20 protein-coding genes and 5 tRNA genes are annotated in these 19808 nt (G+C 70.8%); 18 read left to right on the forward strand and 7 right to left on the reverse strand.

All coding sequences use genetic code 11. The features are described from left to right. Nucleotides 1–2330, reverse strand: a 2330-nt coding sequence (locus tag ABD207_RS24310; protein WP_344015242.1) for a sensor histidine kinase, incomplete at its 3' end; no start/stop codon positions are given. A gap of 584 nt (nucleotides 2331–2914) precedes the next feature. On the opposite strand from ABD207_RS24310, the gene ABD207_RS24315 reads away from it, so the two are divergent. The 9 genes from ABD207_RS24315 (at nucleotide 2915) to ABD207_RS24355 (ending at nucleotide 6961) form a co-directional block, all read left to right on the forward strand. Further along, the gene (locus ABD207_RS24315) at nucleotides 2915–3103 is read left to right on the forward strand and encodes a hypothetical protein (RefSeq protein WP_344005758.1); all 189 of its coding nucleotides are present in this window, start codon (nucleotides 2915–2917) and stop codon (nucleotides 3101–3103) included. 178 nt (nucleotides 3104–3281) lie between these two features. Further along, nucleotides 3282–4067: a fumarylacetoacetate hydrolase family protein gene (locus ABD207_RS24320; protein WP_344015243.1), complete on the forward strand. Its 786-nt coding sequence runs from the start codon at nucleotides 3282–3284 to the stop codon at nucleotides 4065–4067. Continuing rightward, nucleotides 4051–5535: a glutamate--tRNA ligase gene (gene gltX / locus ABD207_RS24325; protein WP_344015244.1), complete on the forward strand. Its 1485-nt coding sequence runs from the start codon at nucleotides 4051–4053 to the stop codon at nucleotides 5533–5535. The genes ABD207_RS24320 and gltX overlap by 17 nt, the downstream gene beginning before the upstream one ends. Before the next feature lie 90 nt (nucleotides 5536–5625). Beyond that, the gene (locus ABD207_RS24330; protein ID WP_344015245.1) at nucleotides 5626–6357 is read left to right on the forward strand and encodes an HAD family hydrolase; all 732 of its coding nucleotides are present in this window, start codon (nucleotides 5626–5628) and stop codon (nucleotides 6355–6357) included. A gap of 91 nt (nucleotides 6358–6448) precedes the next feature. Then, nucleotides 6449–6520: transfer RNA gene (locus ABD207_RS24335), tRNA-Gln, on the forward strand. Nucleotides 6521–6560: 40 nt separating this feature from the next. Further along, nucleotides 6561–6633: transfer RNA gene (locus ABD207_RS24340), tRNA-Glu, on the forward strand. Between the two features lie 62 nt (nucleotides 6634–6695). Next, nucleotides 6696–6768 (forward strand) — tRNA-Glu (locus ABD207_RS24345). 20 nt (nucleotides 6769–6788) lie between these two features. Next, nucleotides 6789–6860 (forward strand) — tRNA-Gln (locus tag ABD207_RS24350). Between the two features lie 28 nt (nucleotides 6861–6888). Beyond that, nucleotides 6889–6961: transfer RNA gene (locus ABD207_RS24355), tRNA-Glu, on the forward strand. A 373-nt stretch (nucleotides 6962–7334) separates the two neighbouring features. Here the strand turns inward: ABD207_RS24355 and ndgR are convergent. Continuing rightward, complete coding sequence (gene ndgR, locus ABD207_RS24360; RefSeq protein WP_167996554.1) at nucleotides 7335–8048, reverse strand: IclR family transcriptional regulator NdgR; 714 nt, start codon at nucleotides 8046–8048, stop codon at nucleotides 7335–7337. Between the two features lie 193 nt (nucleotides 8049–8241). Here ndgR and leuC point away from each other — a divergent pair, with 193 nt between their 5' ends. The 4 genes from leuC to ABD207_RS24380 all read left to right on the forward strand — a co-directional run bounded on the left by leuC (nucleotide 8242) and on the right by ABD207_RS24380 (nucleotide 11577). After that, nucleotides 8242–9666 (forward strand): 3-isopropylmalate dehydratase large subunit, encoded by a 1425-nt coding sequence (gene leuC / locus ABD207_RS24365; protein WP_344015246.1) that lies wholly within the window; start codon nucleotides 8242–8244, stop codon nucleotides 9664–9666. 6 nt (nucleotides 9667–9672) lie between these two features. Further along, a complete protein-coding gene (leuD, locus tag ABD207_RS24370) occupies nucleotides 9673–10266 on the forward strand; it encodes a 3-isopropylmalate dehydratase small subunit (RefSeq protein WP_344015247.1) in 594 nt (197 codons plus the stop codon). A gap of 311 nt (nucleotides 10267–10577) precedes the next feature. After that, nucleotides 10578–10808, forward strand: a complete 231-nt coding sequence (locus ABD207_RS24375; RefSeq protein ID WP_344015248.1) for an SCO5555 family protein — start codon at nucleotides 10578–10580, stop codon at nucleotides 10806–10808. Between the two features lie 136 nt (nucleotides 10809–10944). Beyond that, the gene (locus ABD207_RS24380) at nucleotides 10945–11577 is read left to right on the forward strand and encodes an HU family DNA-binding protein (RefSeq protein WP_344015250.1); all 633 of its coding nucleotides are present in this window, start codon (nucleotides 10945–10947) and stop codon (nucleotides 11575–11577) included. Nucleotides 11578–12218: 641 nt separating this feature from the next. Here the strand turns inward: ABD207_RS24380 and ABD207_RS24385 are convergent. Continuing rightward, nucleotides 12219–12422, reverse strand: a complete 204-nt coding sequence (locus tag ABD207_RS24385; protein WP_344015252.1) for a hypothetical protein — start codon at nucleotides 12420–12422, stop codon at nucleotides 12219–12221. Nucleotides 12423–12432: 10 nt separating this feature from the next. Continuing rightward, nucleotides 12433–13086 carry a 2-phospho-L-lactate guanylyltransferase gene (gene cofC, locus ABD207_RS24390; protein ID WP_344015253.1) on the reverse strand — a complete coding sequence of 218 codons (654 nt, stop codon included), beginning with the start codon at nucleotides 13084–13086 and terminating at the stop codon, nucleotides 12433–12435. 169 nt (nucleotides 13087–13255) lie between these two features. Between cofC and ABD207_RS24395 the strand changes: the two genes are divergently transcribed. The 3 genes from ABD207_RS24395 to ABD207_RS24405 are packed head-to-tail and all read left to right on the forward strand — an operon-like array spanning nucleotide 13256 to nucleotide 16280. Beyond that, nucleotides 13256–14056 (forward strand): lysophospholipid acyltransferase family protein, encoded by an 801-nt coding sequence (locus ABD207_RS24395; protein ID WP_344015255.1) that lies wholly within the window; start codon nucleotides 13256–13258, stop codon nucleotides 14054–14056. Further along, nucleotides 14053–15063, forward strand: a complete 1011-nt coding sequence (locus tag ABD207_RS24400) for an NAD(P)H-dependent glycerol-3-phosphate dehydrogenase (RefSeq protein WP_344015256.1) — start codon at nucleotides 14053–14055, stop codon at nucleotides 15061–15063. The genes ABD207_RS24395 and ABD207_RS24400 overlap by 4 nt, the downstream gene beginning before the upstream one ends. 59 nt (nucleotides 15064–15122) lie before the next feature. Next, on the forward strand, nucleotides 15123–16280 hold the full coding sequence (locus ABD207_RS24405; protein WP_344015257.1) for a D-alanine--D-alanine ligase family protein: 1158 nt from the start codon (nucleotides 15123–15125) through the stop codon (nucleotides 16278–16280). A gap of 54 nt (nucleotides 16281–16334) precedes the next feature. On the opposite strand, the gene ABD207_RS24410 is transcribed toward ABD207_RS24405, so the two are convergent. Together ABD207_RS24410 and ABD207_RS24415 are read right to left on the reverse strand one after the other, a co-directional pair. Then, nucleotides 16335–16835, reverse strand: coding sequence for a DUF3515 domain-containing protein (locus ABD207_RS24410; protein WP_344015258.1), 501 nt, complete (start codon nucleotides 16833–16835; stop codon nucleotides 16335–16337). 20 nt (nucleotides 16836–16855) lie between these two features. Continuing rightward, nucleotides 16856–17089, reverse strand: a complete 234-nt coding sequence (locus ABD207_RS24415; RefSeq protein ID WP_344015259.1) for an Lrp/AsnC family transcriptional regulator — start codon at nucleotides 17087–17089, stop codon at nucleotides 16856–16858. A 206-nt stretch (nucleotides 17090–17295) separates the two neighbouring features. Between ABD207_RS24415 and ABD207_RS24420 the strand changes: the two genes are divergently transcribed. After that, the gene (locus tag ABD207_RS24420) at nucleotides 17296–18261 is read left to right on the forward strand and encodes a thiamine-phosphate kinase (protein WP_167996542.1); all 966 of its coding nucleotides are present in this window, start codon (nucleotides 17296–17298) and stop codon (nucleotides 18259–18261) included. After that, nucleotides 18258–19094, forward strand: coding sequence for a bifunctional hydroxymethylpyrimidine kinase/phosphomethylpyrimidine kinase (gene thiD / locus ABD207_RS24425; protein WP_344015260.1), 837 nt, complete (start codon nucleotides 18258–18260; stop codon nucleotides 19092–19094). Before ABD207_RS24420 ends, thiD begins: the two co-directional genes overlap by 4 nt. 402 nt (nucleotides 19095–19496) lie before the next feature. On the opposite strand, the gene rpmB is transcribed toward thiD, so the two are convergent. Then, complete coding sequence (rpmB, locus tag ABD207_RS24430) at nucleotides 19497–19682, reverse strand: 50S ribosomal protein L28 (protein ID WP_003993230.1); 186 nt, start codon at nucleotides 19680–19682, stop codon at nucleotides 19497–19499. Between the last annotated feature and the right edge of the window lie 126 nt (nucleotides 19683–19808).

The raw sequence follows: 19808 nt of genomic DNA on the forward strand, positions 1-19808 counted from the left end.
CCCTGGCCCGGGCCGAGGCGCCCGCCGGGCGCACCGGCGCCCAGGGCACCCGCGGAGGACTGACCGCCCGAGGCGGCACGCCGAGCGGCCGCGGCACCGGCGGCGGCCTGCGCGGCGGCGGGGCCGCCACCGCCACCGGGCTGACCGGGCTTGCCCTGCGGCTTCTTGCCGCCCTGGGCGACGTCGACGGGCAGCATGACCAGCGCGGTCGTACCGCCGGAGTCGGAGGGGCGCAGCTGGATGCGGATGCCGTGGCGCTGCGACAGACGGCCGACCACGAACAGACCCATGCGGCGGGAGACCGACACGTCCACGGTGGGCGGCGAGGCGAGCCGCTCGTTGATCGCCGCCAGGTCCTCCGGCGACAGACCGATACCGGTGTCGTGGATCTCGATCAGCACCCGGCCGTCGGGCAGGGCGTGACCGGTGACCTTGACCTTGGTCTGCGGCGAGGAGAACGAGGTGGCGTTCTCCAGCAGCTCGGCGAGCAGGTGCACGAGGTCGTTGACCACGCGGCCGGCCACCTCGGTGGACGGCACGGCGGCCAGCTCGATGCGCTCGTACTGCTCCACCTCGGAGGCGGCAGCACGCAGCACGTCGACCAGCGGGACCGGGCGGGTCCACCGGCGGCCCGGCTCCTCACCCGCGAGAACCAGCAGGTTCTCACCGTTACGGCGCATACGCGTGGCCAGGTGGTCCAGCTTGAACAGCGAGGACAGCTGGTCCGGGTCGGCCTCGCGGGACTCCAGCTCGGAGATCAGCGACAGCTGGCGCTGGATCAGACCCTGGGAGCGGCGCGAGAGGTTGGTGAACATCGCGTTGACGTTGCCCCGCAGCAGGGCCTGCTCGGCGGCGAGGCGGACCGCCTCGCGGTGCACGTCGTCGAAGGCCGCGGCCACCCGGCCGATCTCGTCGCGGGAGTGCACACCGACCGACTCCACGGACGTGTCGACGTCCTGCGGGTCGGACTCGGAGAGCTGCTTGACCAGCTCGGGCAGGCGTTCCTGGGCGACCTTGGTGGCGGTCTCCTCCAGGCGGCGCAGCGAGCGGATCATGGAGCGGGCCACCACGAAGGCGCCGACCAGCGACACGCCCAGCACCAGCAGGATCAGGGCACCGGAGATGATCGCGTCGCGCTCGGTGGCGTTGCGCAGCTCGCGGGCCTTCTGCTCCATCTCCTCGAGCAGCGTGTGCTCGATGAACTTCATCTGCTGGATCTTGGTGGAGCTGTCGTCCAGCCAGTCGCGGTAGGAGCGCTTGCCCGCCGCGGCCAGACCGTCGGCGGAGACCAGGGCACGGCCGGCGTACTTGTCGGTCGCCTTGATGGTGATGTTGCCGTCCGTGACCGGCGCCAGCAGCTCGGCGGCGCGGTCCTCGCCGTAGATGCTCTTGAAGGCGTCCAGCTCGGACTTCTCGCTGTTGCGCGCACCCTCGGCGTAGAGGCGGTCGTTCTCGGAGAGCTTGCCGGTGGTGTTGTTGCTGGCCGGCAGCGCAGCCGCGATGGCAGCGCGCTGGATGGAGGCGTACTCCTTCGCGGTGGAGAACGACGCCAGCGCACGGGTGCGCTTGATCATGTCGGGGTTGCTGGTCGCCTCCGCCATGTCCTGCGAGAGGTCGATCAGGTTCTCGATCAGGCGGTGGTACGCCTCGATCGTCTGCGTGGAGTTGTTCTTCTGGCCGTAGGCCGTCTTGCGGACCTTCTCGATCTGCTGCAGGTCGCTGGCGACCTGGACCAGCTTCTCGCGGACACCGCTGAGCTCGCCGTCCTTGTCGGCGTCGTCGACCTCCTCGGTGGAGTCGACGAAGTTCTTCATCGCCCGGTCGGTCTTCTCGCGCAGACCCTTGACCGTGAAGTCGGTGGCGTTGCCGTTGTGCGCCAGCGGGCCGGCCGACTGGTCGCGCTCCTCCTGGAGGGCGAGGGCCAGCTCGGTGGCCTGCTTGGTCATGTCCGTCAGCAGCTTCATGTTGTCGAGCTGCTGGATGTCGTTCATCGACTCGTTGATGCGCAGGGCGCCCAGCGAGGTGGCCGCGACCACGGGGAGGGCGAGCAGGGACACCAGACGGGTGGAGATCCGCCAGTTGCGCAGGGCTATTCGCGAGCCCGGACCGGTCGGGCCCTTCGGCGGCCGGGGAGGAACGGCCGGAGCCGGGCCCGGAGCGCCCGCGGGCGCGGCGCCGCCGGGGCGGCCCGCGCGATCGCCGCCGTCACCTGAGCCGGCCGGGCCCTGGTTCTGGGCGTGCTGGGGCGAGGAGCTGACGGCCATCGGGCCAGTCCCGCCGTGCTCCGGCTCGGCCGAAGCGCTGCCATCCCTCTTGAAACGTCCCTGCACTAGCGTCGCAACCTCTGGACCAGGCGCCTTGCCGGGTGAACGGCGAGGCACGGTGTCGGCGTCAGGGGGCGCCCTGAAAGCGCCCCCGTGATGGTCGTGGATGACCGGCGCTGGCTCCCCCTTCTCGCCGCCACTTCGGCGCGTCTGTGCGCCCCCTGTGCGCCGGCTCGATCCTGCGGCGGTCCGTGGAATTCCAGCACAGTGCCGGATCTCCAACAAGGCCCGTGGACGAGGCCGTGACACACGTGACGAGGAGTGAGGGTGCAGTCACCTGACGTGAGGGGAAACTTGGGGCAAAATGGGCAGACGAGGGCAACTTCACCTGGCCGTCAGGGCGTCGCGCGGGTGTCCCAGTCGCGATGATCAGGAGCGGAATGACGGGTTCAGGGGTGCAATGTCCGATTCCGGAGGGCAGGGGAGGGTGCCGGATTGACCGGTTTGTCTATCGATTCGTGAGGAAACTCACACGCCGATCATGGCTGTCCGGCGCCGTCCGTACGGAATTGAATGTTTAGCCTGACGCTTTACAAGATGGATGCATCTGTAACCGCACCAAGGACACAGAGGACAGGGTCAAGTCAACAGTGAAGACGACGATGATGTTCCACAAGATCGCCAACCCGCGGCGCACGACGCTGGCACACCTCGAGGACACCGAGGAACTGCAGGCGCCGGTCCAGAAGGAGCACCCCGTCGAACTCCCGACCCAGACAGCGAACCCCAAGCGCACCATCCTCACGGAGATCCCGGTCACGGCGGGTGCCGCGAACTGACACCAGTCAGTACGCCCACCGGCGACCGATTGCTCAAGGGGCGCCCGGCCACCACCGGGCGCCCCTTCATCATGCGCCCCGCGGCTCCCGCGCCGGTAATGGTCGAGGCCGGAGCGCGCCGCCGCGCTAGCCTGGAGCGTCAGACTCCAGCCGCATCAGTCAAGGGGCCAAGCATCCCGTGCGCATCGCCAGATTCTCCATCGACGGGAACGTCGCCTTCGGCGCGGTCGAAGGCGACCGGCAGGACGAGCTCGTCCTGGACATCATCAAGGGCATCCCGTTCGCGGACTTCGAGCTCTCCGGCACCAAGGTCCCGGTGAGCAAGGTCAGGCTGCTGCCCCCGGTGCTCCCCAACAAGGTCGTCGCCTTCGGCCGCAACTACGCCGAGCACGCCCGCGAGCTGGGCAACGAGGTCCCCGAGGCCCCGTTCGCCTTCTTCAAGCCGGCGACCTCCGTGATCGGCCACGGGGACGAGATCCAGTACCCCTCCTTCTCCCAGGAGGTGCACCACGAGGCCGAGCTGGCCGTGGTCATCGGCCGGATGTGCCGGGAGGTCCCGCGCGAGCGCGTCGCCGACGTGATCTTCGGCTACACCTGCGCCAACGACGTCACCGCACGCGACGTCCAGCGGCGGGAGAAGCAGTGGGCCCGGGCCAAGGGCTTCGACACGGCCTGCCCGCTGGGCCCCTGGGTGGAGACCGGCCTGGACCTGAAGGCCGCCTCCGACCTGACCGTGCAGCTCACCGTCAACGGCGAGCAGCGCCAGCTCGGCCGCACCAGCGAGATGATCCACTCCATCGAGGATCTGATCGTCAACATCTCCGAGGCCATGACGCTGCTGCCCGGCGACGTCATCCTCACGGGCACCCCCGCCGGGGTCGGCCCGCTCAACGTCGGCGACGAGGTCGCCGTCACCATCGAAGGCATCGGCACTCTCACCAACAAGGTTGTCAAGCGTGGCTAGCGCACCAGTACGCGTCCGTTTCTGCCCCTCACCGACCGGTAACCCCCATGTGGGCCTGGTCCGCACCGCCCTGTTCAACTGGGCGTACGCCAAGCACCACCAGGGCACCCTGGTCTTCCGCATCGAGGACACCGACGCGGCCCGCGACTCCGAGGAGTCCTACAGCCAGCTGCTCGACGCGATGCGCTGGCTGGGCCTGGACTGGGACGAGGGCCCCGAGGTCGGCGGCCCGCACGCGCCCTACCGCCAGTCGCAGCGCATGGACATCTACCGCGACGTCGCCCAGAAGCTGCTCGACGCCGGCCACGCCTACCACTGCTACTGCTCCCAGGAGGAGCTGGACACCCGCCGCGAGGCCGCCCGCGCCGCCGGCCGGCCCTCCGGCTACGACGGCCACTGCCGCGAGCTGACCGCCGCCCAGGTCGAGGAGTACAAGGCCCAGGGCCGCACCCCGATCGTCCGCTTCCGGATGCCCGACGAGGCGATCACCTTCACCGACCTGGTCCGCGGCGAGCTGACCTTCACCCCGGAGAACGTCCCCGACTACGGCATCGTCCGGGCCAACGGCGCCCCGCTGTACACGCTGGTCAACCCGGTCGACGACGCCCTGATGGAGATCACCCACGTCCTGCGCGGCGAGGACCTGCTCTCCTCCACCCCGCGGCAGATCGCCCTGTACCGGGCGCTGATCGAGCTGGGCGTCGCCAAGGAGATCCCCCGCTTCGCCCACCTGCCGTACGTGATGGGCGAGGGCAACAAGAAGCTCTCCAAGCGCGACCCGCAGTCCTCGCTCAACCTCTACCGCGAGCGCGGCTTCCTCCCCGAGGGCCTGCTCAACTACCTCTCCCTGCTCGGCTGGTCCCTCGCTCCCGACCGGGATGTCTTCACCCTGGACGAGATGGTCGCGGCCTTCGACGTCACCGACGTGCAGCCCAACCCGGCCCGCTTCGACCTGAAGAAGTGCGAGGCGATCAACGGCGACCACATCCGCATGCTGGACGTGAAGGACTTCGCCGAGCGCTGCCGCCCCTGGCTGCAGGCCCCGCACGCCCCCTGGGCGCCGGAGGCCTTCGACGAGGAGAAGTGGCAGGCCATCGCCCCGCACGCGCAGACCCGGGTGAAGGTGCTGTCGGAGATCACCGACAACGTCGACTTCCTCTTCCTGCCCGAGCCGGTCTTCGACGAGGCCAGCTGGAACAAGGCGATGAAGGAGGGCAGCGACGCCCTGCTGCGCACCGCCCGGGAGAAGCTGGAGGCCGCCGACTGGAGCTCCCCGGAGTCCCTGAAGGAGGCCGTCCTGGCCGCCGGCGAGGCGCACGGCCTCAAGCTCGGCAAGGCGCAGGCCCCGGTCCGGGTCGCCGTCACCGGCCGCACGGTCGGCCTGCCGCTCTTCGAGTCCCTCCAGGTCCTGGGCAAGGAGAAGTCGCTGGCCAGGATCGACGCGGCGCTGGCGAAGCTCACCGCCTGACGGCCCGATCCTCTGCTGTCGCCTGCTTGGAGGGGCGGTTCCCGGTGGTCCGGGAGCCGCCCCTCGGCGCTGACGGGTACCGTCTCCCGCATGGGCATCCGAGCCGTCGTGTGGGACGTGGACGACACCCTCTTCGACTACACCACCGCCGACCGGGAGGGCCTGCGCGCCCATCTGCTGGCCGAGGGGCTGCTCGCCCGGTACGGCTCCGCCGAGGAGGCGCTGGCGCTGTGGCGGGAGATCACCGACGCCCAGTGGGCCCGCTTCGCCGCGGGCGAGGTGGACTTCGTCACGCAGCGGCGCGACCGCACCCGGGTCTTCCTCGGCCGGGAGCTGACCGACCAGGAGGCCGACGACTGGTTCGGCCGCTACCTGGTCCACTACGAGGCCGCCTGGAGCCTCTTCCCCGACGTACTGCCCGTGCTGGACGCCCTGGCGGCCACCCACCGGCACGCCGTGCTGTCCAACTCCAGCCTGCCGGTCCAGGACCGCAAGCTGCGCGTGCTGGGCGTGCACGACCGTTTCGAGGCCATTCTGTGCGCCGCCGAGCTGGGCGTCTCCAAGCCCGAGCCCGGGGCGTTCCTGGCCGCCTGCGAGGCGCTGTCGCTGCCCCCGGAGCAGGTGGCGTACGTCGGTGACCACCCGGAGATCGACGGGCGGGGCGCCGCCGGGGCCGGGCTGCTGTCGGTGTGGATCGACCGCACCGGCGGCCGGGCCGCCGTCGACCCGCCCGGGGGTCCGCGCCGGATCGCCTCCCTCGCCGAACTCCCGGCGCTCCTTTGCGGCGATACTCGTTTTGGACCGCCGCGCTCCTTCAGGTAATGTTCTTCCTGCGCCGCGGGAAGCGGGCCGACAGGCCCCGGACCCGGGGCGCGGAACTAGAACAAGAACCCCTCCGGGGCTTGCGTTCCAGTGGCCTATGGTGTAATTGGCAGCACGACTGATTCTGGTTCAGTTAGTCTTGGTTCGAGTCCAGGTAGGCCAGCTCGCAGAGCTCATCTGCACCCGCGGATCATCATCCGCAAGCCCCCGTTGTGTAGCGGCCTAGCACGCTGCCCTCTCAAGGCAGTAGCGCCGGTTCGAATCCGGTCGGGGGTACAGATCCTTCCCGCGGGAATGGTTCGGGTAGCTCCCACCGTTACCGATGCAGGATCGCTAGGGCCCCCGTTGTGTAGCGGCCTAGCACGCCGCCCTCTCAAGGCGGTAGCGCCGGTTCGAATCCGGTCGGGGGTACTGACTGGTCTAAACCACATTGGTCTATGGTGTAATTGGCAGCACGACTGATTCTGGTTCAGTTAGTCTTGGTTCGAGTCCAGGTAGACCAGCTCGGACCTGCGGAAACGCAGAGTCCACGCCCCCGTTGTGTAGCGGCCTAGCACGCCGCCCTCTCAAGGCGGTAGCGCCGGTTCGAATCCGGTCGGGGGTACGAGTCCCCAGGGGCCTCCGCTTCGGCGGGGGCCCCTTCGGCGTTCACTCGGCGTGCATGGGCCGCACACGCGGTGTCACTCGATGGCTGGAACATCCGCCGCTGCGGCGGGGTCTCCATGCAGTGCGGATCACGCCGGGCCGTCTGGTGCAGCAACTCCGCGTATGGCGCCATCTGTTCGGCGCGTCCCTGTGTGCACGCCCCGGACATGGTGCATCACAGAGCGTGGCTGGTCATCAACAGCAGGTAGCGCAAGGCGAAGGTCCGCGGCCACGTGGGGTGCAGGACAACGGGGGCGGAGCCGCCGCGGCGTTGAGGCGGCCCCGCCCCCGGACGCTGAGTGGCAGGGACAGAAGCAGGGACTTCAGGAGGCTCAGGAACGGCGCAGTGCCTCGGAGAGCCGGGCGGCGGCGTCGATGACCGCCTGGGCGTGCATACGGCCCGGGTGACGCGTCAGGCGCTCGATGGGGCCGGACACCGACACGGCGGCCACCACGCGGTTGGAGGGGCCGCGCACCGGCGCGGAGACGGACGCCACGCCCGGCTCCCGCTCACCGATCGACTGGGCCCAGCCGCGGCGGCGCACACCGGACAGGGCGGTCGCCGTGAAACGGGCGCCCTGCAGGCCGCGGTGCAGCCGCTCCGGCTCCTCCCAGGCGAGCAGGATCTGCGCCGAGGAACCGGCCTTCATGGTCAGCGTGGAACCCACCGGGACCGTGTCCCGAAGGCCCGACAGCCGCTCCGCCGCCGCGACGCAGATGCGCATGTCGCCCTGCCGGCGGTAGAGCTGGGCGCTCTCGCCGGTGACGTCGCGGAGGTGGGTGAGCACCGGTCCGGCCGCGGCGAGCAGCCGGTCCTCGCCCGCCGCCGCGGCCAGTTCGGCCAGGCGCGGGCCGAGGATGAACCGGCCCTGCATGTCGCGAGCCACCATCCGGTGGTGTTCCAGCGCCACGGCCAGGCGGTGGGCCGTGGGTCGTGCCAGTCCGGTCGCCCCGACCAGACCCGCGAGGGTGGCCGGACCGGACTCCAGAGCGCTCAGGACGAGTGCCGCCTTGTCCAGAACGCCGACGCCGCTACTGTTGTCCATGCAACGATACTTGCGTCTCACTCTGTGAAACGCAAGTTCAATTTTCCGTGGAACACGCCACTCTGGAATCACGAAGTCACACCGGCCCGTGGACACAAGGGCCCGGCGGCGGACGCCCGGAGTCAGGGGTGCGGGCGCCGTCTCCTCAAGATCTCTAGTTGGGTCGGCGCCGTTGCCGGCCGGAGGGAAAGCGATGGGTAGGACACTCGCGGAGAAGGTCTGGGACGACCATGTCGTCCGGCGCGCCGAGGGCGAGCCCGACCTCCTCTACATCGATCTGCACCTGCTGCACGAGGTGACCAGCCCGCAGGCCTTCGACGGTCTTCGCAAGAGCGGTCGCCGGGTGCGGCGGCTCGACCTGACCATCGCCACCGAGGATCACAACACCCCGACCCTCGACATCGACAAGCCGATCGCCGACCCGGTCTCCCGCGCCCAGCTGGAGACGCTGCGCAAGAACTGCGCGGAGTTCGGCGTGCGCCTGCACCCGCTGGGCGACGTCGAGCAGGGCGTGGTGCACGTGGTGGGCCCGCAGCTGGGCCTGACCCAGCCGGGCATGACGGTCGTCTGCGGCGACTCGCACACCTCCACGCACGGCGCCTTCGGCGCGCTGGCGTTCGGCATCGGCACCTCGCAGGTGGAGCACGTGCTGGCCACCCAGACGCTGCCGATGGCCCGCCCGAAGACCATGGCGATCACCGTCAACGGTGAGCTGCCCGAGGGCGTCACCGCCAAGGACCTGATCCTGGCGATCATCGCGCGGATCGGCACCGGCGGCGGCCAGGGCTACATCCTGGAGTACCGCGGCTCCGCCATCGAGAAGCTCTCGATGGAGGCCCGCATGACCATCTGCAACATGTCGATCGAGGCCGGTGCCCGCGCGGGCATGATCGCCCCCGACGAGACCACGTTCGCCTACCTCAAGGACCGCCCGCACGCCCCCCAGGGCGCCGACTGGGACGCGGCCGTGGAGTACTGGAGGACGCTGCGCACCGACGACGACGCCGAGTTCGACGCCGAGGTCGTCATCGACGCCGCCGAACTGTCGCCGTTCGTCACCTGGGGCACCAACCCGGGCCAGGGCGCACCGCTTTCGTCCTCCGTCCCCGACCCTGCCTCGTACGAGGACGCCTCGGAGCGCCTGGCCGCCGAAAAGGCCCTGGAATACATGGGGTTGGAGCCCGGCCAGCCGCTGCGCTCCATCAAGGTGGACACCGTCTTCGTAGGCTCCTGCACCAACGGCCGCATCGAGGACCTGCGCGCCGCCGCGGAGATCCTCAAGGGCCGCAAAGTCGCCGACGGCGTACGCATGCTGGTCGTCCCCGGCTCCGCGCGGGTGGGTCTGCAGGCCGTCTCCGAGGGCCTGGACGTGGTCTTCAAGGAGGCCGGCGCCGAATGGCGGCACGCCGGCTGTTCCATGTGCCTGGGCATGAACCCCGACCAGCTGGCCCCCGGCGAGCGCTCCGCCTCCACCTCCAACCGCAACTTCGAGGGCCGGCAGGGCAAGGGCGGCCGCACGCATCTGGTGTCGCCGCAGGTGGCGGCCGCCACCGCCGTGCTGGGCCACCTGGCCTCGCCCGCCGACCTGTCCGAGACCGCCGCGCCCGCTGGAGTCTGATCAGTCATGGAAGCATTCACCACCCACACCGGCCGGGCCGTGCCGCTGCGCCGCTCCAACGTCGACACCGACCAGATCATCCCCGCCCACTGGCTCAAGAAGGTCACGCGGGACGGGTTCGAGGACGGGCTGTTCGAGGCCTGGCGCAAGGACCCGGAGTTCGTGCTCAACCGGCCCGAGCGCCAGGGCGCCACCGTGCTGGTCGCAGGCCCCGACTTCGGCACCGGCTCCTCCCGCGAGCACGCCGTCTGGGCGCTGCAGAACTACGGCTTCAAGGCCGTGATCTCCTCCCGCTTCGCCGACATCTTCCGCGGCAACTCGCTGAAGAACGGCCTGCTCACGGTCGTGCTGGAGCAGCCGGTCGTGGACGCGCTGTGGGAGCTCACCGAGAAGGACCCGCAGGCCGAGATCACCGTCGACCTCGAGGCGCGTGAGGTGCGCGCCGAGGGCATCACCGTCTCCTTCGAGCTGGACGAGAACTCCCGCTGGCGGCTGCTGAACGGGCTGGACGACATCTCCATCACGCTGCAGAACGAGGCGGACATCGCCGCGTACGAGGCGAAGCGCCCGTCCTTCAAGCCGCGCACCCTCACGGTCTGACCGCTCCGGCGCCGGCCGCCCCGGCGGTCCGGCACCCGCCGAGCGCCGAAGTCCCCGTTACGGGTCGACTTTCGGCCACCGCGACACCCCGCCCGTACCCCCGATCGGCCTGATCGGGGGTACGGGCTTTTCGCTGCCCGGATCCCCCCGCGCGCCGCCTCGCCAGACCTCAACTTCCCACGTTATGAAGGTGATTAGGCGGGTAAACGAGTCACCGGACCGCGACCGGCGGCCGTGCCCGACCGGGCCGTCCGAGGCGGCAGTTGCCCCCTGCGCAGGCGACAACTCACCCCAGATGGCACAATCTGTGCATGGAACACGACGGCCAACTCGAGCTCTATACGGCGGTCGCGGTCCGGCTCAAACAAGCGCACTCCCGAGTGCGCGCACTGCAAGTCCCGGAGGGCGTACGGATGGCGCTGACCCGGAAGCTGCTGGTCATTACGGCCGCGGCCAAGCACGATCTCGCCGGTGCGGCAAGGCGTCTGGAGCGGTTCAACGCGGACCTGGACGAGGGGCGATTCCCCGGAGCGGAACGCTGAACCAGTCGAGACAGTCGAGTTCGTTGCGGCACAAGGGTGATTAGCCCGTTTCGTGTTTGATTTGCGGTATATATCTGCCTAACGTGCGAAAAAGCTTGAACACTTTCGTTCTGGCGATGTCTCCGAAGGGGAAGACGTGAACAAGGCGCAGCTCGTAGAAGCGATTGCCGACAAGTTGGGCGGCCGCCAGCAGGCCGCCGATGCTGTCGACCATGTCCTGGACGCCATCGTCCGCGCGGTGGTCGCGGGTGAGCGGGTCTCGGTCACCGGCTTCGGTTCGTTCGAGAAGGTCGACCGTCCGGCCCGCTACGCCCGGAACCCCCAGACGGGCGAGCGGGTTCGGGTCAAGAAGACCTCGGTTCCGCGCTTCCGTGCGGGCCAGGGCTTCAAGGACCTGGTGAGCGGCTCGAAGAAGCTGCCGCGCGGCGGCGAGGTCGCCGTCAAGAAGGCGCCCAAGGGCAGCCTCTCCGGCGGCGCCTCCGCGACCGTGAAGAAGGCCGCTGCCAAGAAGACGACCAAGGCCGCCGCCAAGAAGGCGACCACCAAGAAGGCGGCGGCGAAGAAGGCCGCCACCAAGGCGACGGCCAAGAAGACCACGGCGAAGAAGGCGCCCGCGAAGAAGACCACGGGGACCGCCAAGACCACTGCCGCGAAGAAGACGGCTGCCAAGAAGGCCCCGGCGAAGAAGGCCACCGCCAAGAAGGCACCCGCCAAGAAGTCGACTGCGCGCAAGACCACCGCCAAGAAGACCACCGCCCGCAAGAAGTAGGACGCGGACACAGCCGAGCGGTACTCACGCGCCGGGCCGGACTCCCCACGGAGCCCGGCCCGCGGCATGTCCGCCCCCCTCCTGCGCCTCCGCCGCTTCCCCCTCGCCATCGCGCGCCGCCCGACTCCGGCTCCCTCGGGCTGCCCGGGCCGGCCTCCTGGGCCGCGCGGAGCCCGGCTCCGCGGGCGGCTGGCTTCGGCCTCTTCGGGCAGCCTCCGGGCCCCGCGGGGGCCGGTTTTGCGGGTGTCCGGCTTCGTCCTCTAGGGGCCGCGGGCTTGGTTTCGCGGGTGCCCGGCTTCGGTTTCCTGGGGGTGCCCGGGTTCCGCATCCCGGGCCGCCCGGGGCCGCTTTTCGGGCGTTCGGTATCGGCTTCTCGGGGCGGTTGCTCAGGCCCGGTTTCGCGGGCGCCCGGCCCCGCTCGAGCCCGGTATCGCAGGTGCCGGGCTGCTGCCTCCTCGGGTCGCCCGGGTTCGGTCTCCGGGCCTCAGGGCTCAGGTCATGGGCGCGCGGTTTCCCGCGAACTGGGGCCGAGCGGCCCGAGGAAACAGGTGCCACGGGCCCGCGAAACAGAGTCGGACGGCCCGAACAGGCCGACGTCCGGGGCGCGGCCGGTGGTCGTAACGTCCGACGCCTTGCCGGGCTCAGAGCGTCTGGAGGGTCACCAGTGTGATGCGGCGGTTCTCGCCCTCGCCCTCGGTTTCGATGCGGACCCGCTGGCCGGGGCGGAGCAGGCGCAGGCCGCCCGCGTCGAAGGCCGGGGCGTCGAAGGGGACCGGGGTGCCGTCGTCCAGCAGTACCTGGCCGCTGCGGCTGGCGGGGTCGAAGGTGTATGCGGTCGCCTGCATGGCAGGAAGCCTACTGCTCGGCCATCAGCAGCCGCGCGGCGGCCGCGGCCGTGTGCGGACCCACGCCCAGTGCCAGCGCCGCCCGCAGATCCTCCCCGGTGTCGACGTCCTGCCGTACAGAATCCACTGAGTCCATGGAATCCACCGGGTCCGCCAGGAGTTCCACCGCTCCGGATGCGCGGTGCCGGGTGCGGGAATCGGGGCCGAACAGGGGGTGCAATTCGCGGTCCGGTGCCGCCGACAGCAAGGTCGTTCCGGTGCCGGCGGCATCGGCGAGAAAGGCGCGGGGAAAGGCGGCGGCGCATTCGAGTACGCGGGCCAGTTCCCGCGGGCGAAGGGCGGGGAGATCGGCGTTCAGGGCGGCCAGCGCTCCGGCGCCGCGAGCGCGCGCTGCGCTCGCCGCGTGGGCCAGCGCGGCGTTCAGCCCGCCGCGCGGCACGTCGGGGACCACGGCGGCCCCCTGGGCGGCCAGCTCACGCGCGGCCAGGGCGTCGTCCGTGACGACCACCACATCCCGCACCGCCGGGCAGGCCAGCGCGGCCGCCACCGTGTCCCGGGCGAACGCCAGCGCGAGACCGGGACGCAGCCCGTCGTCCGCGGTGTCCGCCAGCCTGCTCTTGGCCTGAGCAAGCGGTTTCAGGGGTACCAGCAAGGTCCACTGCACGTGTGTCGCGTCCCTCTCTTGTCGCGGCCATTGTCACCCGGGGCCTGAGGTGACCGGGGAGTCGGGGCGTACCGTGTTCTCGACAGACCGGCGGCCCGGGGCGACACTTGTGCGGCCCGCCTGGCCTCCGGGTCCAGGCCCCAACCAGGCCCTAGAGGAAGGTGTCCTTGTGCCGCGCCGCAGAATCGGCTTCTGGTACCGCTTCGCCGCGGTGATCTGCAAACCGCCGCTGGTGCTCTTGCTCAAGCGGGACTGGCGCGGAATGGAGAACATTCCGGCCGAGGGTGGATTTATCACCGCGGTGAACCACAATTCGCACATCGATCCCTTCGCCTACGCGCATTTCCAGTACAACACCGGGCGCGTTCCGCGATTCCTGGCGAAGAGCGAGCTTTTCAAGAAGGGATTCGTCGGAGCCGCCATGCGCGGCACCGGGCAGATCCCCGTCTACCGGGAGAGCACGGACGCGCTCAGCGCCTTCCGCGCCGCGATCGAGGCCGTGGAGCGCGGCGAGTGCGTCGCCTTCTACCCCGAGGGCACCCTCACCCGCGACCCGGACGGCTGGCCCATGACCGGCAAGACCGGCGCCGCGCGGGTCGCCCTGCAGACCAGGTGCCCGGTCATCCCGATCGCCCAGTGGGGCGCCAACGAGCTGCTGCCCCCGTACTCCAAGAAGCCCCGCATCTTCCCCCGCAAGACCCACCATGTGCTGGCCGGACCCCCGGTGGACCTGGAGCGCTTCTACGACCGGGAGATGACCCCGGAGCTCCTCAAGGAGGCCACCGAGGCGATCATGGCCGCCATCACCCGCCAGCTGGAGGAGATCCGCGGCGAGAAGGCCCCCGACACGCCCTACGACCCGCGCCGCGAGCGGATCGAGCAACGCCGCAAGACCCGGGCGCAGGCCCTGCGCGAGGGCATCCAGGACGACGACCGCGCCGCCGCACAGGAAGAGGGGCTGGGCAAGTGAGCACACCGGTCAAGGCGGCCGTCTTCGGCACCGGGTCGTGGGGCACGGCCTTCGGCATGGTCCTCGCCGACGCGGGCTGCGACGTCGTGCTGTGGGGGCGGCGCCCCGGGCTCGCCGACGCCGTCAACTCCACCCGCATCAACCCCGACTACCTGCCCGGCGTGGAGCTGCCCCAGAACCTGCGGGCCACCACCGACCCGGCCGAGGCCGCCCGCGACGCCGACTTCACCGTCCTCGCCGTGCCCTCGCAGACGCTGCGCGGCAACCTCGCCGAGTGGACCCCGCTGCTCGCCCCGGGCACGGTCCTGGTCTCCCTGATGAAGGGCGTCGAACTCGGCACCACCATGCGGATGAGCGAGGTCATCGAGGACGTCGCCAAGGTCGGCCCGGAACGGATCGCCGTGGTCACCGGGCCCAACCTGGCCCGTGAGATCGCCGCCCGGATGCCGGCCGCCGCCGTGGTCGCCTGCACCGACGAGCGCGTGGCCCAGCGCCTCCAGGCCGCCTGCCACACGCCGTACTTCCGCCCGTACACCAACACCGACGTCGTCGGCTGCGAACTGGGCGGCGCCGTGAAGAACGTCATCGGGCTCGCCGTCGGCATCGCGGACGGCATGGGCCTCGGCGACAACGCCAAGGGCTCGCTCATCACCCGCGGCCTCGCCGAGACCACCCGTCTCGGGGTCGCCCTCGGCGCCGACCCGATGACCTTCTCCGGACTCGCCGGACTCGGCGACCTGGTGGCCACCTGCTCCTCGCCGCTGTCGCGCAACCACACCTTCGGCACCAACCTCGGCAAGGGCATGACCCTGCAGGAGACCATCGCCGTCACCAAGCAGACCGCCGAGGGCGTCAAGTCCTGCCAGTCGGTGCTGGAACTGGCCCGCCGGCACGGCGTCGACATGCCGATCACCGAGACGGTCGTCGGCATCGTCCACGAGGGCAAGCCGCCCGTGGTCGCACTCAAGGAGCTGATGTCGCGCAGCGCCAAGCCCGAGCGACGCTGAGCGACACCGCCTCCCGGGCGCTGTCTCAGCCTCCTACGGGCGGGTACGCTCATCGCGATATGAGCACCGAGAACCTCCCCCAGCAGCCCGAGCAGCCGGCGCGCAAACCGCGCGTGGCCGTCGTGTTCGGTGGGCGCAGCTCCGAGCACGGCATCTCCGTGGTCACCGCCGGCGCCGTCCTGAAGGCCATCGACCGGACCAAGTACGACGTCCTGCCGATCGGCATCACCAGCGACGGCCGCTGGGCGCTCACCGCCGACGAGCCCGAACGCATGGCGATCGTCGAACGACGGCAGCCCAGCGTCGAACAGCTCGCCGAGACCGGCGAGGGAGGCGTGGTGCTCCCCGTCGACCCCGCCAGCCGCGAGGTCGTCTACAGCGAGCCCGGCTCGGTGCCCAAGGCGCTCGGCGAGGTCGACGTGGTCTTCCCGGTGCTCCACGGTCCCTACGGCGAGGACGGCACCCTGCAGGGCCTGCTGGAGCTCTCCGGCGTCCCCTACGTGGGCTCCGGAGTGCTCGCCTCGGCCGTCGGCCAGGACAAGGAGTACATGAAGCGGGTGTTCACCTCCTTCGGGCTGAAGGTCGGCCCGTACGTGGTGATCCGGCCCCGCGAGTGGCAGCAGGACGAGTCCGCCGCCCGCAAGAAGATCATCGACTTCGCCGGCGAGCACGGCTGGCCGCTGTTCGTGAAGCCCGCCCGCGCGGGTTCCTCCATCGGCATCACCAAGGTCGACGACCTGTCCGGCCTGGACGAGGCGATCGCCACCGCGCAGGCGCACGACCCGAAGATCCTGGTCGAGGCCGCACTGCGGGGCCGCGAGATCGAGTGCGGCGTGCTGGAGTTCGAGGACGGCCCGCGCGCCTCCGTACCGGCCGAGATCCCGCCGCCGGAGGACCACGCGTACTACGACTTCGAGGCCAAGTACATCGACTCCACGCCCGGCATCGTGCCCGCCCCGCTCACCGAGGAGCAGACCGCCGAGGTGCGCAGGCTCGCCGTGGAGGCGTTCGAGGCGGCGTCCTGCGAGGGGCTGGTACGCGCGGACTTCTTCCTCACCGAGGACGGCGAGTTCGTCATCAACGAGATCAACACCATGCCGGGATTCACGCCCATCTCGATGTACCCGCAGATGTGGCAGGCGACCGGAGTGAGCTACCCGGAGCTGGTGGACCTGCTGGTGCAGGCCGCGCTGCGGCGGCCGACCGGCCTGCGCTGAGCCACCCGCTGACGGCAGCAGTCACCTGCTGACGGCGGCAGTCCCAGAAGGCGATCAGGAGGCGATCCCCACGGGGATCGCCTTCTTGACGGGCGCGGCCAGATCGATCAGCACCCCCGTGCTGTCCCGCCCGTCGGTCACGGTCACCTCGACGTACGCCTCGCGCCTGGCGGTCGTGAAGCGGTAGGTGTCCTCGCCCCGCTTCTCCATCAGCCAGTCGACGCCGTTCACCCCGCCCGGCACCGCGTCCGGGTCCCGGCCCTCGGCCACCTCGGGATCGACCATCTTCGGGGGTCGCTCCACACCGCAGCGCAGTATGATCGCCTCGCCGCCCCAGCCCGCGGTCAGTGCCGAGGCGGGCTCGGGATCGTCGCGACTCTCACCGTCCACTTTCGCCGGCAGCGCCTTGTCCAGGTTCTTGCACAGCTTGGTGACCTTCGCGTCCGGGCTGGGAACCGCCGCGGACGCCTCGTCGTCCGTTGAGGAGCAGCCCGCGACGGTGATCAGCACCGCGAGCGCGGGCAGGACGGCGTACCGGTGACGCAAGGAGTTCACCGGCACAGGGTAGACGGGGGCTACAGATGGACGACCGGGCAGGTCAGAGTACGGGTGATGCCGTCCACTTGCTGGACCTTGGCCACCACCATGCGACCCAGGTCGTCCACGGTGTCGGCCTGGGCGCGCACGATCACGTCGTACGGTCCCGTCACGTCCTCGGCCTGGACGACTCCGGGAATCTTGCCGACCTCGTCGGCGACGGAGGAGGCTTTGCCGACCTCCGTCTGGATCAGGATGTACGCCTGTACCACGGAACCTCCAGGGCGGCCACGAGGATCATGTGGGGAAAAGGAACGCCACGGTATCGCGTCGCCGCTCGCCGCGGGGAGACCTGCGGGAACCGGGCCTTGCGCGCCGGGGTTCAGGCACGGCAGAAGTTGACGGTCACTTCGACCGTAGCGAGGGCGCAGACGCCTCGCGACCGGGCACGGACAGGGACAGAAGGGGAGAAAGGGCAATGAAGGGCACTGTTGGTGAGCTCGGTGAGTTCGGGCTCATCAGGGAGCTCACCTCCCGTCTCACCACCACACCGGCGGTCCGGGTCGGCCCCGGCGACGACGCCGCGGTGGTCGCCGCGCCCGACCGCAGGGTCGTGGCCAGCACCGACATCCTGGTGGAGGGCCGGCACTTCCGCCGCGACTGGTCCACCGCCTACGACGTCGGCCGCAAGGCCGCCGCGCAGAACCTCGCCGACATCGCCGCGATGGGCGCCGTGCCCACCGCGCTGCTGCTCGGCCTGGTCGTCCCGGCGGACCTGCCGGTGACCTGGGCCGCCGAGCTGATGGACGGGCTGCGCGACGAGTGCCAGGTCGCGGGCGCCGCGGTGGTCGGCGGTGACGTGGTGCGCGGCGACACCATCACCGTGTCGATCACCGCGCTCGGCGATCTGCGCAACCAGGAGCCCGTCACCCGGGCCGGCGCCCAGCCCGGAGACATCGTCGCGGTCACCGGCTGGCTGGGCTGGTCCGCGGCCGGGCACGCGGTGCTCTCCCGCGGCTTCCGCTCGCCGCGCGCCTTCGTCGAGGCCCACCGGCGCCCCGAACCCCCGTACCACGCGGGTCCGGCGGCGGCCGGACTCGGCGCCACCGCGATGTGCGACGTCAGCGACGGGCTGATCGCCGACCTCGGGCACATCGCCGAGGCGAGCAAGGTGCGCATCGACATCCGCTCCGGGGCGATCGACATCCCCTCGCAGATGAACGACATCGGCCAGGCCGTCGGCGTCGACCCCATGCAGTGGGTGCTGACCGGGGGAGAGGACCACGCGATCGTGGCGACCTTCCCGCCGGACGTGAAGCTGCCCGCCCGCTGGAAGGTGATCGGCGAGGTCCTCAACCCCTCGGCGCTGCCCCAGGTGACGGTCGACGGGGCGCCGTGGACCAGCAAGGGCGGCTGGGACCACTTCGGAGACATCGAGTCATGACGGGCTCCACTGGCAGTGCACCCGCACCCGCCGGCCAGGCGCCGCCCAGGGTGCTGACCGTCGCGGGCTCCGACTCCGGCGGCGGCGCGGGCATCCAGGCCGACCTGAAGACCATGCTGGCGCTCGGCGTGCACGGCATGAGCGTGCTGACGGCGGTGACCGCGCAGAACTCGCTCGGCGTGCAGGGCGCCTGGGAGCTGCCGGTGGAGGCGGTGCGCGCCCAGTACCGCAGCGTCGTCGGCGACATCGGCGTCCAGGCGGTCAAGACCGGCATGCTCGCCACCGCCGAACTCGTCGAGGCCGTCGCCGAGTTGCTCGCCGGCACCGACGCGCCGGCGGTCGTCGACCCGGTGGGGGTCTCCAAGCACGGGGACGCCCTGCTGGCCTCCTCGGCGCTGGACTCCGTACGGACCAAGCTGCTGCCGGTCGCCACGGTCGCCACCCCCAACCTCGACGAGGTGGCCCAGCTCACCGGGATCCGCGTCGAGACACCGGACCAGATGCGCCGTGCGGCCGCCGCCGTACTGGCCTACGGCCCGCGCTGGGTCGTCATCAAGGGCGGCCACCTGCCCGGTGACGCGGTGGACCTCCTGACCGACGGCTCCGAGGAGCACTGGCTCCGCGCCCCGCGCCACAACAACCGCCACACCCACGGCACAGGCTGCACCCTCGCCTCCGCCATCGCCGCCGAACTGGCCAAGGGCCGGCCCGTGCCGGACGCGGTAGCCGCAGCCAAGAACTACGTCACGGGGGCCATCGCCGCCGGCTTCGCCCTGGGCGCGGGCATCGGCCCGGTGGACCACGGCTGGCGCTTCAGGCAGCGGGGGGACTGAGCAGATCGTCCGGGAGCCGGTGCACGGAGTCCTGCGGGGTGCGCGGCGGGGCGCAGGAGCGCGGTGCGACGCGGGATGCGTTGTGTGATGCGCTGCGCGGGAAGCGGCGCTGCCTGGCGGGCTGCGCCCGGGGCGCGGACCGCTGTGGGCGCCGGGCAGGGCGCGGGACGCTGCTGGCCCCGGACGGGGCGCAGACCCCGGAGTCAGTCCGGCGTGCCCGCCCGGGCACCGGCCGCGGTGCCGGGCACTGGACGCGGGGGCACCCGGCGGCGCGGGCACCGCAAACCTGCGGGCACCGCACAGTGCAGAGGCGCCGAAGCAGGACAGCAAAAAGCCGGTCCACCTCCTGGTGGACCGGCTCAGTGCGGCGAACCGGCTGTGGTTGCGCGCTCAGCGATAGCGTCAGCGCGAGACCTTGCCGGCCTTGATGCACGAGGTGCAGGCGTTCACGCGCTTCGGCGTCCCGCCGACCACGGTACGCACACGCTGGATGTTCGGGTTCCAGCGGCGGGACGTACGGCGGTGCGAGTGCGAGATGTTGTTGCCGAAGCCCGGCCCCTTGCCGCAGACGTCGCAGTTGGCAGCCACGGGTCACTCCAAAGACTTCAGATGCACTTACGGTGGATCCCGGCATGCCGGGATCAACACACGGGCCCCGGTTACGGAGCCCCTGGGGATCCGAGTGGCGTTGCCAGGGGAGACGCCCGATCAGGA

This window comes from Streptomyces thermospinosisporus, assembly GCF_039526425.1.
In the GTDB taxonomy this organism is placed as follows: Bacteria; Actinomycetota; Actinomycetes; order Streptomycetales; family Streptomycetaceae; genus Streptomyces; species Streptomyces thermocarboxydovorans.